15 protein-coding genes are annotated in these 15,905 nt (G+C 73.5%); 10 read left to right on the forward strand and 5 right to left on the reverse strand.

The features are described 5' to 3' along the window. Positions 1 to 386: 386 nt before the first annotated feature. Complete coding sequence (locus tag ACIRFL_RS14625; RefSeq protein ID WP_404028324.1) at positions 387 to 665, reverse strand: hypothetical protein; 279 nt, start codon at positions 663 to 665, stop codon at positions 387 to 389. Positions 666 to 707: 42 nt separating this feature from the next. Beyond that, on the reverse strand, positions 708 to 1,502 hold the full coding sequence (locus ACIRFL_RS14630; RefSeq protein WP_404028019.1) for a PspA/IM30 family protein: 795 nt from the start codon (positions 1,500 to 1,502) through the stop codon (positions 708 to 710). Positions 1,503 to 1,760: 258 nt separating this feature from the next. On the opposite strand from ACIRFL_RS14630, the gene ACIRFL_RS14635 reads away from it, so the two are divergent. From ACIRFL_RS14635 to ACIRFL_RS14645, 3 genes are all read left to right on the forward strand, one after another. Next, the gene (locus ACIRFL_RS14635; RefSeq protein WP_404028327.1) at positions 1,761 to 2,399 is read left to right on the forward strand and encodes a DUF3043 domain-containing protein; all 639 of its coding nucleotides are present in this window, start codon (positions 1,761 to 1,763) and stop codon (positions 2,397 to 2,399) included. 80 nt (positions 2,400 to 2,479) lie between these two features. After that, positions 2,480 to 3,217, forward strand: a complete 738-nt coding sequence (locus tag ACIRFL_RS14640) for a class I SAM-dependent methyltransferase (protein WP_404028329.1) — start codon at positions 2,480 to 2,482, stop codon at positions 3,215 to 3,217. 282 nt (positions 3,218 to 3,499) lie between these two features. Further along, entirely contained in the window at positions 3,500 to 4,573 is a 1,074-nt protein-coding gene (locus ACIRFL_RS14645; RefSeq protein WP_404028022.1) for a S1C family serine protease, read from the forward strand. A 207-nt stretch (positions 4,574 to 4,780) separates the two neighbouring features. Here the strand turns inward: ACIRFL_RS14645 and ACIRFL_RS14650 are convergent, their stop codons facing one another. Beyond that, positions 4,781 to 4,993, reverse strand: coding sequence for a hypothetical protein (locus ACIRFL_RS14650; protein WP_351728400.1), 213 nt, complete (start codon positions 4,991 to 4,993; stop codon positions 4,781 to 4,783). Positions 4,994 to 5,224: 231 nt separating this feature from the next. Here ACIRFL_RS14650 and ACIRFL_RS14655 point away from each other — a divergent pair, with 231 nt between their 5' ends. Further along, positions 5,225 to 6,463 carry a bifunctional adenosylcobinamide kinase/adenosylcobinamide-phosphate guanylyltransferase gene (locus tag ACIRFL_RS14655; protein ID WP_404028023.1) on the forward strand — a complete coding sequence of 413 codons (1,239 nt, stop codon included), beginning with the start codon at positions 5,225 to 5,227 and terminating at the stop codon, positions 6,461 to 6,463. 52 nt (positions 6,464 to 6,515) lie between these two features. Here the strand turns inward: ACIRFL_RS14655 and ACIRFL_RS14660 are convergent, their stop codons facing one another. After that, the gene (locus ACIRFL_RS14660; RefSeq protein WP_404028025.1) at positions 6,516 to 7,481 is read right to left on the reverse strand and encodes a class I SAM-dependent methyltransferase; all 966 of its coding nucleotides are present in this window, start codon (positions 7,479 to 7,481) and stop codon (positions 6,516 to 6,518) included. A gap of 136 nt (positions 7,482 to 7,617) precedes the next feature. Here ACIRFL_RS14660 and ACIRFL_RS14665 point away from each other — a divergent pair, with 136 nt between their 5' ends. From ACIRFL_RS14665 to ACIRFL_RS14680, 4 genes are all read left to right on the forward strand, one after another. Then, positions 7,618 to 7,923 carry a hypothetical protein gene (locus ACIRFL_RS14665; RefSeq protein ID WP_404028027.1) on the forward strand — a complete coding sequence of 102 codons (306 nt, stop codon included), beginning with the start codon at positions 7,618 to 7,620 and terminating at the stop codon, positions 7,921 to 7,923. Beyond that, on the forward strand, positions 7,920 to 9,026 hold the full coding sequence (gene cobT, locus ACIRFL_RS14670; protein ID WP_404028029.1) for a nicotinate-nucleotide--dimethylbenzimidazole phosphoribosyltransferase: 1,107 nt from the start codon (positions 7,920 to 7,922) through the stop codon (positions 9,024 to 9,026). Before ACIRFL_RS14665 ends, cobT begins: the two co-directional genes overlap by 4 nt. Before the next feature lie 216 nt (positions 9,027 to 9,242). After that, complete coding sequence (locus ACIRFL_RS14675; RefSeq protein WP_404028031.1) at positions 9,243 to 11,039, forward strand: phosphatidylglycerol lysyltransferase domain-containing protein; 1,797 nt, start codon at positions 9,243 to 9,245, stop codon at positions 11,037 to 11,039. Positions 11,040 to 11,049: 10 nt separating this feature from the next. Next, positions 11,050 to 11,736, forward strand: coding sequence for a hypothetical protein (locus ACIRFL_RS14680; RefSeq protein ID WP_404028033.1), 687 nt, complete (start codon positions 11,050 to 11,052; stop codon positions 11,734 to 11,736). An 89-nt stretch (positions 11,737 to 11,825) separates the two neighbouring features. Here the strand turns inward: ACIRFL_RS14680 and ACIRFL_RS14685 are convergent, their stop codons facing one another. After that, positions 11,826 to 12,578: a hypothetical protein gene (locus tag ACIRFL_RS14685; protein WP_404028036.1), complete on the reverse strand. Its 753-nt coding sequence runs from the start codon at positions 12,576 to 12,578 to the stop codon at positions 11,826 to 11,828. A gap of 112 nt (positions 12,579 to 12,690) precedes the next feature. Between ACIRFL_RS14685 and ACIRFL_RS14690 the strand changes: the two genes are divergently transcribed. Together ACIRFL_RS14690 and ACIRFL_RS14695 are read left to right on the forward strand one after the other, a co-directional pair. Further along, on the forward strand, positions 12,691 to 13,509 hold the full coding sequence (locus ACIRFL_RS14690; protein ID WP_404028037.1) for an adenosylcobinamide-GDP ribazoletransferase: 819 nt from the start codon (positions 12,691 to 12,693) through the stop codon (positions 13,507 to 13,509). Between the two features lie 604 nt (positions 13,510 to 14,113). Next, positions 14,114 to 15,640, forward strand: coding sequence for a leucyl aminopeptidase (locus ACIRFL_RS14695; RefSeq protein ID WP_404028040.1), 1,527 nt, complete (start codon positions 14,114 to 14,116; stop codon positions 15,638 to 15,640). Positions 15,641 to 15,905 lie beyond the last annotated feature (265 nt).

The raw sequence follows: 15,905 nt of genomic DNA on the forward strand, positions 1-15,905 counted from the left end.
GGGTTTGGGGCTCAGCGCCGTGGGGGTGCGGGAGCGTGGGCTGGTGCGGGTGCGTGGGGGCTTGTCGCGCAGTTCCCCGCGCCCCTGGGTGGGCTGGCCCTGGGGTGTGATGGTGGAGTGGTGGTGGGTTTGGGGCTCAGCGCCGTGGGGGTGCGGGAGCGTGGGCTGGTGCGGGTGCGTGGGGGCTTGTCGCGCAGTTCCCCGCGCCCCTGGGTGGGCTGGGTCAGAGCCTTGCCGTAGTGGTCACGGGGATGGGGGCATGCGCCGTCGGGGTTGCGGTGCGGGGGCCTGTGCGGGTGCGTGGGGGCTGAGCGCGCAGTTCCCCGCGCCCCTGGGTGGGCTGGGTCAGAGCCTTGCCGTAGAGGTCGCGGGGATGGGGGTGTCGGTCAGTCTGGGATCAGGCCGTTGGATTTTAGGAGGTCTTGGACCTGGGCCAAGGTGGCGTCGGGGGACGGGAGGATGAGGTCGGATGGTTGCAGGGAGTCGTCGGGTACCGGTTCGCCCAGGGCGTGGACCCTGGCGAGGAGGGCCTGGAGGGTGCGGCGGAAGCCGGGGCCGTCGCCGTTCTCCATCTCGGCCAGGAGTTCGTCGTCCAGCTTGTTCAGCTCGGCGAGGTGGCCGTCCGCCAGCCTCACCTGTCCCTCCCCCATGATCCGTACGATCATGTCCGCCACCTCGCCCTCCTGGCCGTCGGCGCTGCTGCTTCCCTACTGCTTGTCGAAGCGCGGAGTGTCCTGCGGCTGCTGCTGGGACTGCTGCTGCTGACCCGTGCCGCCCTCGATCGCCTGCTGGGGCGAGCCCGAGGCCAGCTCCGCCTTCATGCGCTGGAGTTCCAGCTCCACATCCGTACCCCCGGAGAGGCGGTCCAGCTCGGCCTGGATGTCGTCCTTGGCCATGCCGGACGGGTCGTCCAGGGCGCCCGAGGCCAGCAGTTCGTCGATCGCGCCGGCCCGCGCCTGGAGCTGCGCGGTCTTGTCCTCGGCCCGCTGGATGGCCAGGCCGACGTCGCCCATCTCCTCGGAGATGCCGGTGAACGCCTCGCCGATCCGGGTCTGGGCCTGGGCCGCGGTGTACGTCGCCTTGATCGTCTCCTTCTTGGTGCGGAAGGCGTCGACCTTGGCCTGGAGGCGCTGCGCGGCCAGGGTGAGCTTCTCCTCCTCGCCCTGGAGCGTCGCGTGCTGCGTCTCAAGGTCCGTCACCTGCTGCTGGAGCGCCGCGCGACGGGACAGCGCCTCGCGGGCCAGGTCCTCACGGCCCAGCGCGAGCGCCTTGCGGCCCTGGTCCTCCAGCTTGGAGGACTGCTGCTGCAACTGGTTCAGCTGGAGTTCCAGCCGCTTGCGCGAGGTCGCCACGTCGGCGACGCCACGGCGGACCTTCTGGAGCAGTTCCAGCTGCTTCTGGTACGAGTAATCGAGGGTTTCGCGCGGGTCCTCGGCCCGGTCAAGGGCCTTGTTCGCCTTCGCGCGGAAGATCATCCCCATACGCTTCATGACACCGCTCATGGGCTTCGCGCGCCCCCTTCTGACGGACTCCAGCTCCAGATCTGCGACAGAACCCACAGTACGGGCCCTGCCTCCATTACCGCACTGTTCGGGGACGGATGCGCTCATCCCCAAGGACGACTGCGTACGCTCCCGGTCCGGCGTAGGGAGTAGGTGGCCCCCCTGGTGGCCTCCCGGGTGACCGCCGGATGAACCGTGCGCAACGTCCCCTCTGTCCCCTTACAGACGACTGGTGTTGCCGGATCGTTCCCCGCCTGGCTGGGGTGCACTCCTCACCACCCCGTACCCTTGGGTTTCGTGTTCCGTAGCCGTGCCAAGGAAGAGAAGGCCCCGTCCGCCGCCAAGGCGACGGTGACCGACTCCAAGCAGCCCCGCGACCCGCAGGCCCCCAAGGGCCGCCCCACCCCGAAACGGAGTGAGGCGCAGTCCCAGCGCCGCAGCGTCGCCAATACTTCGATGACGCGCAAGGACGCCGCCAAGCGGCAGCGCGGCGAGCGCCGTGCCCAGTTGGAGCGGCAGCGTCAGGCGCTGGCCGGCGGCGACGAGCGCTATCTGCCGGCCCGGGACAAGGGCCCGGTCCGCAAGTTCGCACGGGACTGGGTGGACTCGCGCTTCAACATCGCGGAGTTCTTCCTGCCACTGGCCGTGGTGATCCTGGTGCTGAGCGTGGTGCGGGTGCCCGCGCTGCAGAGCATCGCGCTGCTGCTGTGGCTGGTCGTGATCGTGCTGATCGTGCTGGACTCGCTCCTCAGCGGCTTCCGGCTGCGCAAGCGGCTCGGCGAGCGCTTCCCCGACCAGAACCGCCGGGGTGCCGTCGCCTACGCGCTGATGCGCTCCCTGCAGATGCGCCGGCTGCGGCTGCCCAAGCCCCAGGTCAAGCGTGGAGAGCGGCCCTGAGCGCAGCTTCTTTCCCTGAGGACGCGGTGCAGGCCCGGCCGGGCTCGGTCGGGCCGCGTGCTGTCGTACGGCAGGAGCTGGTGGCCCGCCAGCTCGACGAGCAGATAGTCGGGCGGTTCCCCGTCGGGCAGCGGCTGCGGGTGCTCGACGTGGGGATGGGGCGGGGCGCGCGTGCGCTGCGGCTGGCCCGGGCCGGTCATCAGGTGACCGGTGTCGAGCAGGAACCGGCGCTGATCTCGACGGCCCGCAGGGCGCTGACCGCGGAGCCCGAGGGGATCCGGGAGCGGCTGCGGATCGTGCAGGGGGACGGCCGGGACACGGGGGTGCACTTCCTGCCGGGCAGCTTCGACGTGGTGCTGTGCCACGAGGTGCTGATGCATGTCGAGGAGCCGGACCCGCTGCTCGCGGGGCTTGCCCGGATGCTCGCACCGGGCGGTCTGCTGTCGCTGGTGGTACGCAACGGGGACGCGCCGGCGATGCGGCCGGGGCTCGCCGGGGACTGGGCGGCGGCGCTCGCCGCGTTCGACGCCGTGCCCCGGCCGTCGTCCCGCGGGGACGGGGACCCGGGGCCCGCGGACCGGCCGGGCCCGGAGGTACGGGCCGACCGGCTGACCGCGCTGACGGCGACGCTGGCCGGGATCGGGGCGCCGCTGCACGCCTGGTACGGGGTCGGGGTCTTCACCGACACGGCAACGGACACGGAGCCGAACCCGGGTCCGGTCCCCCCGCAGCAGCTCGCAGCCGAGGAACGAGCCGGCCGAACAGACCCGTACCGCGGAGTGGCAGCCCTCCTACACCTATGCGGCGTAAGAGGCTGACAGCACCCCACAATCACGCCCCAGGACCAACCCACCCAGGGGCGCGGGGAACTGCGCGACCAGCCACAACCCACCCGCACACGCCCACACCACCCGCACCCCCACGACGCCACCCCACAATCCACGGCACTCCGCAAACACACCCGCGGACCAACCCACCCAGGGGCGCGGGGAACTGCGCGACCAGCCACAACCCACCCGCACACGCACATACGACCCCGCACCCCCCGATCGGCCGCGCTCCGCAGGACCCCCGCTTTGGGCCCCGGCGAGACTCAGGCCATGGACGCTTCCCGTCGTACCCCTGCCTCGCGGGCCGTCGCCCACCTCGCCGCGCTCGCATGTTCCGCCGTGCTCGTCACCGGCTGCACCGACTCCGATCCACGGGCCGAACGGGCCGCGACCACCGCGCCGGCCGCGGTCCCGCTGAGCGGCAACAGCCTGCAGAGCGACTACCAGCGGGTGATCAAGGACGTACTGCCGTCGGTGGTACAGATCCGGGGCAGCCGGGACCTGGGCTCGGGGGTGGTGTACGACGACAACGGGCACATCGTCACCAACGCGCACGTGGTGGGCACCGAGAAGACCTTCCGGGTGACCATCGCCAACAGCGAGACACCGCTGACCGCCCGGCTCGTCTACTCGTACCCGGAGCAGGACCTCGCGGTCGTCAAGCTGGACCAGGTACCCGAGGGGCTGAGGGCGGCGCGGTTCGGGGACTCCGACAAGGTGGAGGTCGGGCAGATCGTGCTCGCCATGGGCTCGCCGCTCGGGCTGTCGTCCAGCGTGACGCAGGGCATCGTGTCGGCGACCGGACGGACCGTCAGCGAGGGCGGCTCGGGCGGCGGCACGGGGGCCACCATCGCGAACATGGTGCAGACGTCGGCGGCGATCAACCCGGGCAACAGCGGGGGCGCGCTGGTCAACCTCGACGGGCAGGTCATCGGCATTCCGACGCTCGCCGCCGCCGACCCCGCCCTCGGGGGCAGCGCGGCGCCCGGCATCGGGTTCGCCATCCCGGCGTCGATGGTGAAGACGGTCGCCGACCAGATCGTCAAGCAGGGGCGGGTCACCGACTCGGGGCGGGCGGCGCTCGGCATCACCGCGCGGGACGTCGTGGACGACTCCTTCCAGCCGGCCGGGGTCGCGGTGGTCGACGTGACCGGCGGGGGCGCCGCCGACAAGGCGGGTATCCGGCCGGGGGACGTCATCACCCGGGTCGGCGGCACCGTCATCACCACGATCACGTCGCTGTCCGAGGCGCTGGCGGCGAACCGGCCGGGGCAGCGGACGACGGTGACGTTCACCCGCGACGGCACCGAGCAGACGGTGAACGTGACACTGGGCGAGCAGTGACCGGACGACGACCATGACACCAAGCGGAGTGACCGGACGGCAGCCCCTGACACCGAGCGAGCCGTGAGCAGGCGGTGAACGTGCCACCGAGCGAGCCGCGAAGAGGCGGCGGCCGTGGCGCCGGGCGGAGTGAGCGGGCGGTGATCGCGCCGGGCGGGCGGTGCGTGCGAGGTGGCCGCGCGGGCGGCCACCCCCGGCCGGGGCCGGTTACGCGTCGGCGGCGTGCAGGCTCATCGGCCCGTAGATCTCCGTGCCGTCCTCGAACAGCCACACCTGGTCGGCACCGCCCGCGAGCAGGTCCTTCCAGTGCTCGCCGATCCAGGACTCGGCGTCACCCTGTGTGGTGAACTCCTCGGGCTGCACCGCCGGCTGGACCTCCGTCCCGTCGGCCTTCTCGAACCGCCACGTCCATGCCGCCATGTACGCCTCCTGATGTCAGCACATGCAGAGCAGAGCGGGAGCCGGATCCTGGTCCGGCTCCTGCCCGCAGCCTAGGCGCTCCGCTGGGAATGCCGCGATATGGCGTCGGTCGGCTGCGGCATCGTCGTGGCTGGTCGCGCAGTTCCCCGCGCCCCTTCGGGGCGCAGCGGACTTCACCGGACCTGCTTAAGCGGATGCGCGAGCGCTGCGGCGACAGGTGAAAATCGGTCCGTGAACGTGACTGTGCTCGGTACCGGAGCCCCGGCGGGGCTGCCCCGCCCCGACTGTCCCTGCGCGGCGTGTGCGACGGCGCTCGGCGGCGACGCGCGGGCGGCCACCGCGGTGCTCGTGGACGGCGTGCTGCTGCTCGACCTGACACCGGGCGTGGCATGGGCCGCGGCGCGGGCGGGGCATGCGCTGAGCGGCGTACGGCAGGTCCTGCTGTCGCATCCGCACGACGGGCCCGCGGTGGAGGTGCCGGCCGGGCTGCCGCAGCCCGTACGGGTGCCGGACGGACGGGAGTTGACGCTGCTGACGGGGCATCGGGTGCGGGCGCTGGCGATGGACGCGGGCGGCACCGGGTACGCGGTGACCGGACCGGGCGGGCAGCGGCTGCTGTATCTGCCGCCGGGCAGTGCGCCTGCGGGCCTCGCGCGGGGCGCGGAGTCCGCGGCGGCGTACGACCTGGTGCTCCTGGACGTCGTGGGGCGGCCGGACGCGCTGGCCAGGCTGCGCGCGGTGGGCGCGGCCGGGCCGACGACGGACGTGGTCGCGGTGCACCTGGACCACGACGTGCCGCCGGGCGCCGAGGCGCGTCGGCGGCTGGCCGCGGCGGGCGCCCGCGCGGTGCCGGACGGGACGACGCTGACGGTGGGGGGACCCAAGGACGCGTCGGCGGCATCGGCGGGGCGGCCGGCCGGGCCGGACGTGCCGCGCCGGACGCTGGTTCTCGGCGGGGCGCGCTCCGGGAAGTCGGTGGAGGCCGAGCGGCGGCTGGAGTCCTTCCCGGATGTGCTGTACGTGGCCACGGGCGGCTCCCGCAACGGGGACACCGAGTGGGCCGCCCGGGTGGCGGCGCACCGGGAGCGCCGCCCCGGGTCCTGGCGCACGGCGGAGACCTGCGATCTGGTGCCGCTGCTCGCGAAGGACGGACCGCCGCTGCTGATCGACTGCCTGTCGCTGTGGCTGACCGACGCGATGGACGCGGTCGGGGCGTGGGACGACGCCGAGTGGGCGTCCGGCGGTGAGCGGGCCCTGCGGGAGCGGGTACGGGAGTTGACGGCGGCGGTGCGGGCCACGCGGCGCACGCTCGTCGCCGTGTCCAACGAGGTGGGGTCCGGGATCGTGCCCGCGACGGCGTCCGGGCGCCGCTACCGGGACGAACTGGGCCGGTTGAACGCGGCGTTCGCGGGCGAGTGCGAGCAGGTGCTGCTGGTGGTGGCCGGCCAGGCGCTGGTGCTGCGCGGCTGAGACCGGCTGCGCGGCCCGGGTGTGTGGCTCAGGTGCGCCGGCCGGCGCCTCGTCAGCCGGTCTCCTTGCGGGCGATGACGCGGTACGCGTTCGAGAAGCGGGTGCGGCGCAGCAGCGGGGCCAGGCCGCGGTCCAGGGCGGTCGCCGCGGCCACCAGCGGGGCGGTCGCCCGGAGCAGGCGTCCGGGCAGGATGTGGGCGAGGGCGAGGGTCAGGGCGGCGGACAGGTCGTAGGGGGTGTGCGCGGCGCGGCGGTCGGTCGCGACGATCGTGCAGCCCCGGGCCTGGAGTTCCGTACGGAGGTTGTCCAGCGGCACCAGGTGGGCGTGGCGGGGCTGGCCGTGCGGGAGCCACCACTTGCCGAGCAGGGCGGCGAACGCGCTGGCCGGGTCCGGGACGTCGAGGACGAGGTGGCCGCCGGGGCGCAGGACGGTCAGGGCGGCACGGAGTTCGTCGCGCGGATCGGGCGCGTGCTCCAGGTGGTGGAACATGCTGACCACGTCGTAGCGGGCGCGCAGACGATCGATGAGGTGCGGATCGGCCAGCCGGCCGACGTACGCCTCCTCGATCCGGCCCGCCGCGCGGGCCCGGAGCACCCGCGGGGTGCTGTCGAGGCCGTCGAACGCCGTGTAGGGGAACAGATCGCGGGCGGCTTCCGGAAAGCGGGCGTGGCCGGTGCCGACGTCCAGCCAGCTCTCCGGTTCGGGGAAGCCGGGGCAGCGGAGCAGCGCCTGGGCCGAGGCGCGGTGGCGGCGGGCCGAGCGCACGCGGTCCACGAGCGGCTGCACGTGCGCGTCGTCGAACTCCCGCTGGTGGAAGGCAAGTCCCTGCGGGGTCAGACGCGGGTTCTGGAAGACGTGGGCGCAGTCGTGACACTCCTCGACGACGAAGACGCCCGGCGCGCGGTGGCGCAGATCGGGCGCGCGCAGCCGGGTACGCAGACGCCGCGAGCCGCACCAGGGACAGTCCGGCCGCCGCGGATCATGAAAGGGCGCGGCACCACGAGGCACAGGAACCACGGAAGCCTCCGCCGGATGGGCAGCGGACTCCAGCGGAGGGGCGGCGGGCTCCGGCGGAGGCGAGGGGGACTTGGCCGAGGGGGCAGCGGACTCGGTTCGCGCGGAGGGCTCGGCTTGCGCGTGAGGCTCGGTCCTGGTGGGCGGTTCCGCCGGTGTTGCGGAAGCTGCCGGTTTCGCTGGTTCTGCCGGCTCTTCCGGCGTCGCCGGTTCCGTCGGGGTCGCCGGTTCTTCCGGCGTCGCCGGGGTCGCCGTCGGGGTGGGTGGCTCGGGTTGGTTGGACGGCTCCGGTCGCATGCGCGCCTCCCTGTACGACAATCCGCTGCAAAACGGAACGTATGGGATAGCGATCTTGCGCGCAAAGACGCTGCGCGAATGCGGTGCCGACGTGGCGCGGAACCGACGCGGAACCGTTCGTTCGGTGCCGGTACTGTTCGGCGAATGAGCTCGCTGAATCTCGACGACTTCACGGATCTGATCGAGCGCCCGGACGGCGGTGTGCGCCGTGACGCAGAGGCCCGCCGGGAACATCTGGTCGTGCCCCCCGGGTCCCTGGGGCGCCTCGACGACCTGGGTGAGTGGCTGTCCGCCGCGCAGGGCGCCGTACCGGTACGGCCGGTCGAACGGCCGCGGGTCGTTCTCTTCGCCGGCGACCACGGAGTCGCCGGGCTCGGGGTCTCCGCGCGCCCCGCGGGCAGCGCCGGGGAACTGGTGCGCGCGGTCCTGGAGGGCGGCAGCCCGGTGTCGGTGCTCGCCCGGCGGCTCGGGGTGCCGGTGCGGGTCGTGGACATGGCGCTGGACTGCGCGCCGGACGACTTCCCGAAGGACGTCGTACGGCACCGGGTGCGGCGCGGCAGCGGCCGGATCGACATCGAGGACGCGCTGACCCTTGAGGAGGCCGAGGCCGCGTTCCGCGCGGGGATCGCGGCGGCCGACGAGGAGGCCGACTCCGGTACGGACGTGGTGGTCCTCGGCGATGTGAGCGTGGGCGGGACCACCGCGGCGGCCGTGCTCGTCGCCGCGCTGTGCGGGACCGACGCGTCCGTGGTGACCGGCCGGGGCGGCCTGCCCATCGACGACCTCGCCTGGATGCGCAAGTGCGCCGCGATCCGGGATGCGCTGCGGCGTGCGCGGCCGGTGCTCGGGGACCAGTTGCAGCTGCTGGCGACCGTCGGCGGGGCCGATCTCGCGGCGATGACCGGGTTCCTGTTGCAGTGCGCGGTGCGGAAGCTGCCGGTGATCCTGGACGGGGTCGTGGCGGCCGCGTGCGCGCTGGTCGGGCAGCGGATCGCCTTCCGGGCGCCGGACTGGTGGCTGGCCGGGCACGACAGCGGGGAGCCGGGGCAGGCGAAGGCACTGGACCGGATGGCACTGGAGCCGCTGCTGAAGCAGGGGGTCACGGTCGGCGAGGGAGCCGGGGCGCTGCTGGCCCTGCCCCTGGTCCAGGCGGCGGCGGCGCTGGCCGCGGAACTCCCCGAGAAGCCGGCGGACGAGCCGCAGAACCCCGACGAGGACGGGCCCGAGCAGCACGCCCCGACACAGGAGTGACCCTCGACAGCACCCGGACACCTACAGGCCCGGCCGTCGGCCCCTGGCGTTGACGCGTGCGTGGTCTCCGGGGCGTCGGCCGCGGTGAGATCGCGTGGCCCCCGGAGGCGAGGTGGGGCGGCCGGGCCCGGTGCGGTGGGCGGAGGGGTGCGGGAGTGGGGGGGTGTGGGCGGGTGTGAGGGGTTTGTCGGGGGCTCGGACATATGATCCTTCCTCATGGGAGATGCCCGAATTGCCGTGGAACAGGACGCCGGCCCGGGGCCGTCGGGTGACCGGGAGCGGCCGGGCGGCACGGCCTCGGCGCGGGCCGCCGCCTTCGCCGTCTGGTACCTGCGGGCCGTCGCCTTCGTCAACTTCCTCAGCGGGGTGTGGGTCTCCCTCGGGCAGGATGTGCGCCGCCACAACCAGGAGAACTACTTCACGCCGTACCTGCTGACGGCGGGCTTCGCCTCGGGCCTGTTCACCGCCTTCCTGGCGATCACCATGCGGCGCCGCAAACGCGCCGCGTGGATCCTCAACCTGGTGCTCAGCGGAGCGTTCCTCGCCCTGTTCGCGTTCGCCATGACCTTCCCGGAGATCCGGCAGTACGCGCAGAACTGGATCTCCCTCGTACTGACCGCCGGGTTCGTCGCCGCACTGCTCGTCGGACGCCGCGAGTTCTACGCCAAGGGCGACCGGTCCAACCCCCGGCTCGCCGCCGGCGTCGCCATCGGCGGCGGGCTCGCCGCCTCGCTGCTGGCGGCGCTGCTCGTGACGGTCACCAACGGGGCGCCGGACGCGGGACGTTCGACGTTCCCGGAGCGCTGGCACTACGGCACGCTGCGGCTGGTCTCGGTCGCCGCCGACGAGTCGTACTTCCCGGGGATCTCGACCCCCAACTGGGTCAACGTCGTGATCAACGTGCTGAGCACCGCCCTCGTCCTGGCCGTGTTCTACGCCGCCTTCCGCTCCCGTCGCGCCGTCGACCCGCTCACCGTGGACGACGAGAAGCGGCTGCGGGTGCTGCTCGACGGGTACGGCGAACGGGACTCGCTCGGCTACTTCGCGCTGCGCCGGGAGAAGAGCGTGGTGTGGTCGCCGACCGGGAAGGCGGCGGTGGCGTACCGGGTCGTGGGCGGGGTGTCGCTGGCCTCCGGGGACCCGCTCGGCGATCCGGAGGCATGGCCCGGGGCGATCGTGCCGTGGCTGGCCCAGGCCCGGGCGCACGGTTGGATCCCGGCCGTGATGGGCGCAGGCGAGGAGGCGGGGACCGTGTACGCACGACACGGCCTGGACGCCCTGGAACTCGGCGACGAGGCGATCGTGGAGGTGGCCGACTTCACGCTGGAGGGCCGGGCGATGCGCACGGTCCGGCAGGCCCACAACCGGGTCGGGCGGGCCGGGTACGCGGTGCGCGTGCGACGGCACGAGGAGATCCCGGCCGACGAGATGGCGTATCTGGTGCAGCGCGCGGACGACTGGCGGGACGGGCCCACCGAACGCGGGTTCAGCATGGCGCTCGGACGGCTCGGGGACCCGGCCGACGGGCGCTGTGTGATGCTCGAATGCACCGATGCCGGCGGCGAGTTGAAGGCGCTGCTGTCGTTCGTGCCCTGGGGGCCGCACGGCCTCTCGCTGGACCTCATGCGGCGGGACAGGGACGCCGACAACGGGCTGGTGGAGTTCATGGTCATCGAACTGCTGCGCCGGGCCGGGGAGATCGGGATCAGCCAGGTCTCCCTCAACTTCGCGATGTTCCGGTCCGTCTTCGAACGCGGCGCGCGGCTCGGCGCGGGTCCGGTGCTGCGGCTGTGGCGCTCCCTGCTCAGCTTCTTCTCGCGGTGGTGGCAGATCGAGTCCCTGTACCGTGCCAACGCCAAGTACCGGCCCATCTGGGAGCCCCGGTTCCTGCTCTTCGAGAAGAGCGCCGACCTGCCGCGCATCGGTCTGGCGTCGGCACGTGCGGAGGGGTTCCTCGAGGCGCCGGTACTGCCCGGGTGGCCGCGCCGCGGACACCTGGACACCCGCCGATGAGGTCCGCCGGATGAGCAGGGTCGCCCGCTGGGCCCGCGCCGAGTGGGGACTGCTGTACGTCACGGTGCGCGAGCCGCTGCTCAAGCGCGGCCTGCGGGCGATCCCGATGACGCTCACCGCGGTGTGCCTGACCGCGGTGCTCCAGGTCGTGCAGAACCAGTCGTGGGGCTTCCAGTTCGTACAGGACGTGGGCGCCGTACGGGCCCGGGACCCGCTGTGGCTCGCCCTGCTGCGCACCCCGCTCTCGCTGTTCGTCCCGGCGCTGGACCTGCCGGTGTGGGGTGCGCTGGCGCAGATCCTGTTCGTGTTCGGCATCGCGGAGATCTGCCTCGGCTGGTGGCGCACGCTGACCGTCGCGTACGTCGCCACGCTCGCCGGGACCTGGTACGCGCGCGTGGGCATCGCACTCGGACCGCACACGCCGCTCGGCCTGCCGGCCTCGGACGCGCAGGTCGTGGACACCGGTCCTTCGGCGGCCGTGGTGGGCCTCGCGGTGTATCTGAGCTGGCGGTACGGCGCGTATGCGACCGGCGGCGCGGTGGTGCTCGCCATGGTGATCGAGGTACTGGTCAAGGACAACCTCGCCGGCAAGGAACACATCGCGGCCCTGGCCGGCGTCACCGCCCTGTGCACGCTGCTGACCCTCCTCCGCCACTACAGCCACCGCCGAACGGAGAGCGGCCAGGGGTCCGGCTAGGGACGCGCCCCGAAGGGGCGCGGGGAACTGCGCGAGCAACCACAACGAAGCCGCGGAAGAAAAACGGCCCAATCCCCCGGCAGGGGCCGTCACCGGCCCCCCGCGGAGCGGTCGGGCGCGCCGGCGATCCAGTTCTGGACGGCCCGGCCGGGGCCGGACCAGCGGCGGTCATGACGGTAGGCGCGCACCAGCGACCGTGCCCGGGCCCGTGGCCGGCACCGGTAGAAGCGCCTGGCCCACGGCGAGCCCGGCCGGGCCAGGCGAACCGCGCCGACGAGGGCGATCAGCGGGACGACGACGCCGTACAGGGCGGTGCGGGTCTTGCCCTTGCTGAGGGAAACCAGGGAGAACAGGAAGTTCACGGCGACGCTCGTGAGGGCCGCGCCGCGGCCCTGGAGTTCCTGCGCGGAAAGGTCGTTGACGCCGAACGGCGCGAAGCCCGCGAGGAGCAGGCCGACGAGCGCGGCGGTCAGGACGACGGCCTCGACGCTCTTGCGGCCCTCCTCGGTCCAGTAGACGTCGTCGAGGTGCAGGATCAGCGCGAACTCGTCGAGGACGAGGCCCGCGCCGATGCCGAAGACCACGGCGGAGACGGACGCGCCGAGCCCGTGCCGGCCGCCGGCCACCGCGCCGAAGCCGCCGATCACGGTGAGCACGACACCGGGGACGGCATGGTGGATGTGCAGCCCGCCCGCGCTGACGTTGCGGAAGGGGCCCTTGCCCGCCCGGATCAGCCGGGTGATGGACCGGGTGACCAGGAAGGTCAGGACGAACGCGGCGAGGGCGAGGAGCAGCGGGAGCTTGCCGGGCTCGATGATGTTCCGGTCCAGCCAATGTCCCATGTGCGCACATTATCCCTGACGGCGCATCAGCACAGGGGGCGCGCGACAGCCTCCGGCGGCCGGGCGACGGGCGCCCGGCGGTGGCCCCGGGCCCGCCGGGTACCCTGCGCCGGTGTCCACGACCTCGCCCGCCTCCCCCGCCTCGCTCCCGGACGGGCTCCGCTTCGCCTTCGGCACCCTCACCGTGCTGCCCGTCGCCGTGCGCCGCTGGGACCGGGCCGCGGCCCGGCTCGGCATGCTGAGCGCCCCGCTGGTCGGGCTGGTCGTGGGCGGCTGCGCGGCCGGGGCCGGGCTGCTGCTGCTCCTGCTGGGCGCGGCGCCGCCGCTCGCCGCGGTCGCCTCGGTCGCCGTACCCGCCGTACTCACCCGCGGTCTGCATCTGGACGGCCTCGCCGACACCGCGGACGGGCTGGGCAGCGGCAAGCCCGCCGAGGACGCGCTGCGGATCATGAAACAGTCGGACATCGGGCCGTTCGGCGTGGTCACCCTGCTGCTCGCGGTGCCGGCCCAACTGGCCGCCCTGGCACAGGCGTACGGCGACTCATGGGCCCGGGGTGCGTTCGCCGCCGTGGTCTCGGCGACCGCCGCCCGGCTCGCGCTCACCGCCGCCGCCCGCGCGGGGGTGCCGGCCGCCCGGCCGGAGGGGCTGGGCGCGGCGGTCGCGGGGGTGGTGCCGGTCGGCGGCGCGGTCGCGGCCGGGGTCGCGGTGGTGGCGGCGGTGGCGGCCGGCGGGGCTGCCCTCGGGGCGTACGACGGTGTCCGCGCCGCGCTCGGAGTGGTCGTCGCCGTCGGAGTCGCCGAACTCCTGCTGCGGCACTGCGTGCGCCGCTTCGGCGGGGTCACCGGAGACGTGTTCGGCGCGGTCGCGGAGACGGCGGCGACGGTGGGGCTGGTGGTGCTGACGCTTGGCGCTCCGCTGCAGGGGCCGTGACTCGGTCGCCGCGAACTCGGCCGACCGACGTGTGCGGCGTGCTCGTCGTTCCGCTGCGGCGCCGTACTCGGCTGCGGCGCCGTCGTGGCTTGGCGCGCCGTTCCCCGCGCCCCCTTCGGGGCGCCGACCCAAACCGGCGGACCCACGAGCGCCGCGGGCTCGTCCTTTCGCTGCGGCGCCGTCGTGGCTTGGCGCGCCGTTCCCCGCGCCCCCTTCGGGGCGCCGACTGAACTCGGCGGACGGCGTGCTTGGGGGGCTGTGTGTGGCGTGTACAGGAATATGGGGACCCCCTTGTGGAGTGTGTGGGGGTGATCGGTGAGAATTCGGCGGACGGGTAGTAGGGGTGCCCGTCGGGTACCGGCGTGTGTGGCTCAGGTCACCGAAGCGCAGGGGCGGCACATGGCCATGACGTCACCCACAGGTGAACGACCAGGGGAATGAGCAGGCGCACACACACGCGTAGGCTCGTCCCGGGTGCTCGCCGACAGGGCGAAGGCCCCGGTCGCGACGCGCCCCCAGGCCAGTTCCAGGGTCGGTCCCCGGGCCCGGTCGACCCACCCATTCGGCCACAGCAACTTCACATCGGAAGCGAGATTTCACCACCGTGACTGCTCTGACTCTCAGCACCGCCGCGGCGCCCGGCCTGCGGGCCGACGCGATCGTCGTCGGCGTCGCAAAGGGCGCCAAGGGCCCCGTCGTCGCACCGGGCGCCGAAGCCGTGGACAAGGCGTACGACGACAAGCTCGCCGGCGTCCTGGAGACCCTCGGTGCCACCGGCGCCGAGGGCGAGCTGACGAAGCTGCCCGCGCCGGCCGGCTTCAAGGCGCCGCTCGTGGTGGCGGTGGGCCTCGGCGAAGAGCCCGCGAAGGGCGCCGCCCACGGCACCGAGGCGCTGCGGAAGGCCGCCGGCGTCGCCGCCCGCGGGCTGAACGGCGCCAAGAAGGCCGCCTTCGCGCTGCCCCTCGCCGACGCCGCCGCCGTCTCCGCGATCGCCGAGGGCGTGCTGCTGGGCGCCTACTCCTTCGACACCTACAAGGACGGCGCCGGCAACGGCAAGGCGGGCAACGGCAAGGCGCCGCTCGCCGAGGCCGCGCTGCTCGGCGGCAAGCCCCGCGACAAGGAGCACAAGGCGGCCCTGGCGCGCGCCACCGCCGTCTCCGAGGAGCTGAACCGCGCCCGCGACCTGGTCAACACCCCGCCCAACGACCTCACTCCGCAGGCGTTCGCGGCCATCGCCCAGGCCGCGGCCAAGGAGCACGGCATCAAGGCGCAGGTGCTCGACGAGAAGGCGCTGGCCAAGGGCGGCTACGGCGGCATCCTCGGCGTCGGCGCCGGCTCTGCCGCGGCCCCGCGCCTGGTGAAGCTGTCGTACACCAACCCCGCGGCGAAGAAGCACCTCGCTCTCGTCGGCAAGGGCATCACCTACGACTCGGGCGGCATCTCCCTCAAGCCGGCCGGTCACAACGAGACGATGAAGTGCGACATGAGCGGTGCCGCCGCGGTGTTCGCCGCGGTCGTGGCCGCCGCGCGGCTCGGCCTCGAGGTCAACGTCACCGGCTGGCTCGCGCTCGCCGAGAACATGCCGTCGGGCAGCGCCACCCGTCCGGGTGATGTGCTGCGCATGTACAGCGGCAAGACCGTCGAGGTGCTCAACACGGACGCGGAGGGCCGGCTGGTGCTGGCGGACGCGCTGTGGGCCGCCTCGCAGGAGAAGCCGGACGCGATCGTGGATGTGGCGACCCTGACCGGCGCGATGGTGCTGGCGCTGGGCAGCCGCACCTTCGGGATCATGGCGAACGACGACTCGTTCCGCACCGCGGTGCACGAGGCGGCCGAGGAGGTCGGTGAGCCGGCGTGGCCGATGCCGCTGCCGGACCATCTGCGCAAGGGCATGGACTCGCCGACCGCCGACATCGCGAACATGGGTGAGCGGATGGGGGGCGGGCTGGTCGCCGGCCTGTTCCTGAAGGAGTTCATCGGCGACGGCATCACCTGGGCGCACCTCGACATCGCCGGGCCTGCGTTCAACGAGGGCGGGCCGTTCGGGTACACGCCGAAGGGTGGTACGGGGTCGGCGGTGCGTACGCTGGTGCGGCTTGCGGAGCTTGCGGCGGCGGGGGACGTGGCCTAGCTCGGCCCGAGCTGGGCGGGGGGCTGTGGACCGGGCCTTCGGGCGGTCGCGCAGTTCCCCGCGCCCCTTTTGATGCGGTGCGGGTGCCTCCGGCGGGTGCGGGGCCGTGGTGGCTTGTCGCGCAGTTCCCCGCGCCCCTTCGATGCGGTGCGGGTCGTCTGTCGGGTGCGGGTCGTCGTCGGTTTTCGCGCAGTTCCCCGCGCCCCTTGGGGCGTGTGCAGGCCGTCTGTCGGGTGCGGGTCGTCGTCGGTTTTGCGCAGTTCCC

The organism is Streptomyces sp. NPDC102462 (genome assembly GCF_044765425.1).
Classification (GTDB): domain Bacteria; phylum Actinomycetota; class Actinomycetes; order Streptomycetales; family Streptomycetaceae; genus Streptomyces.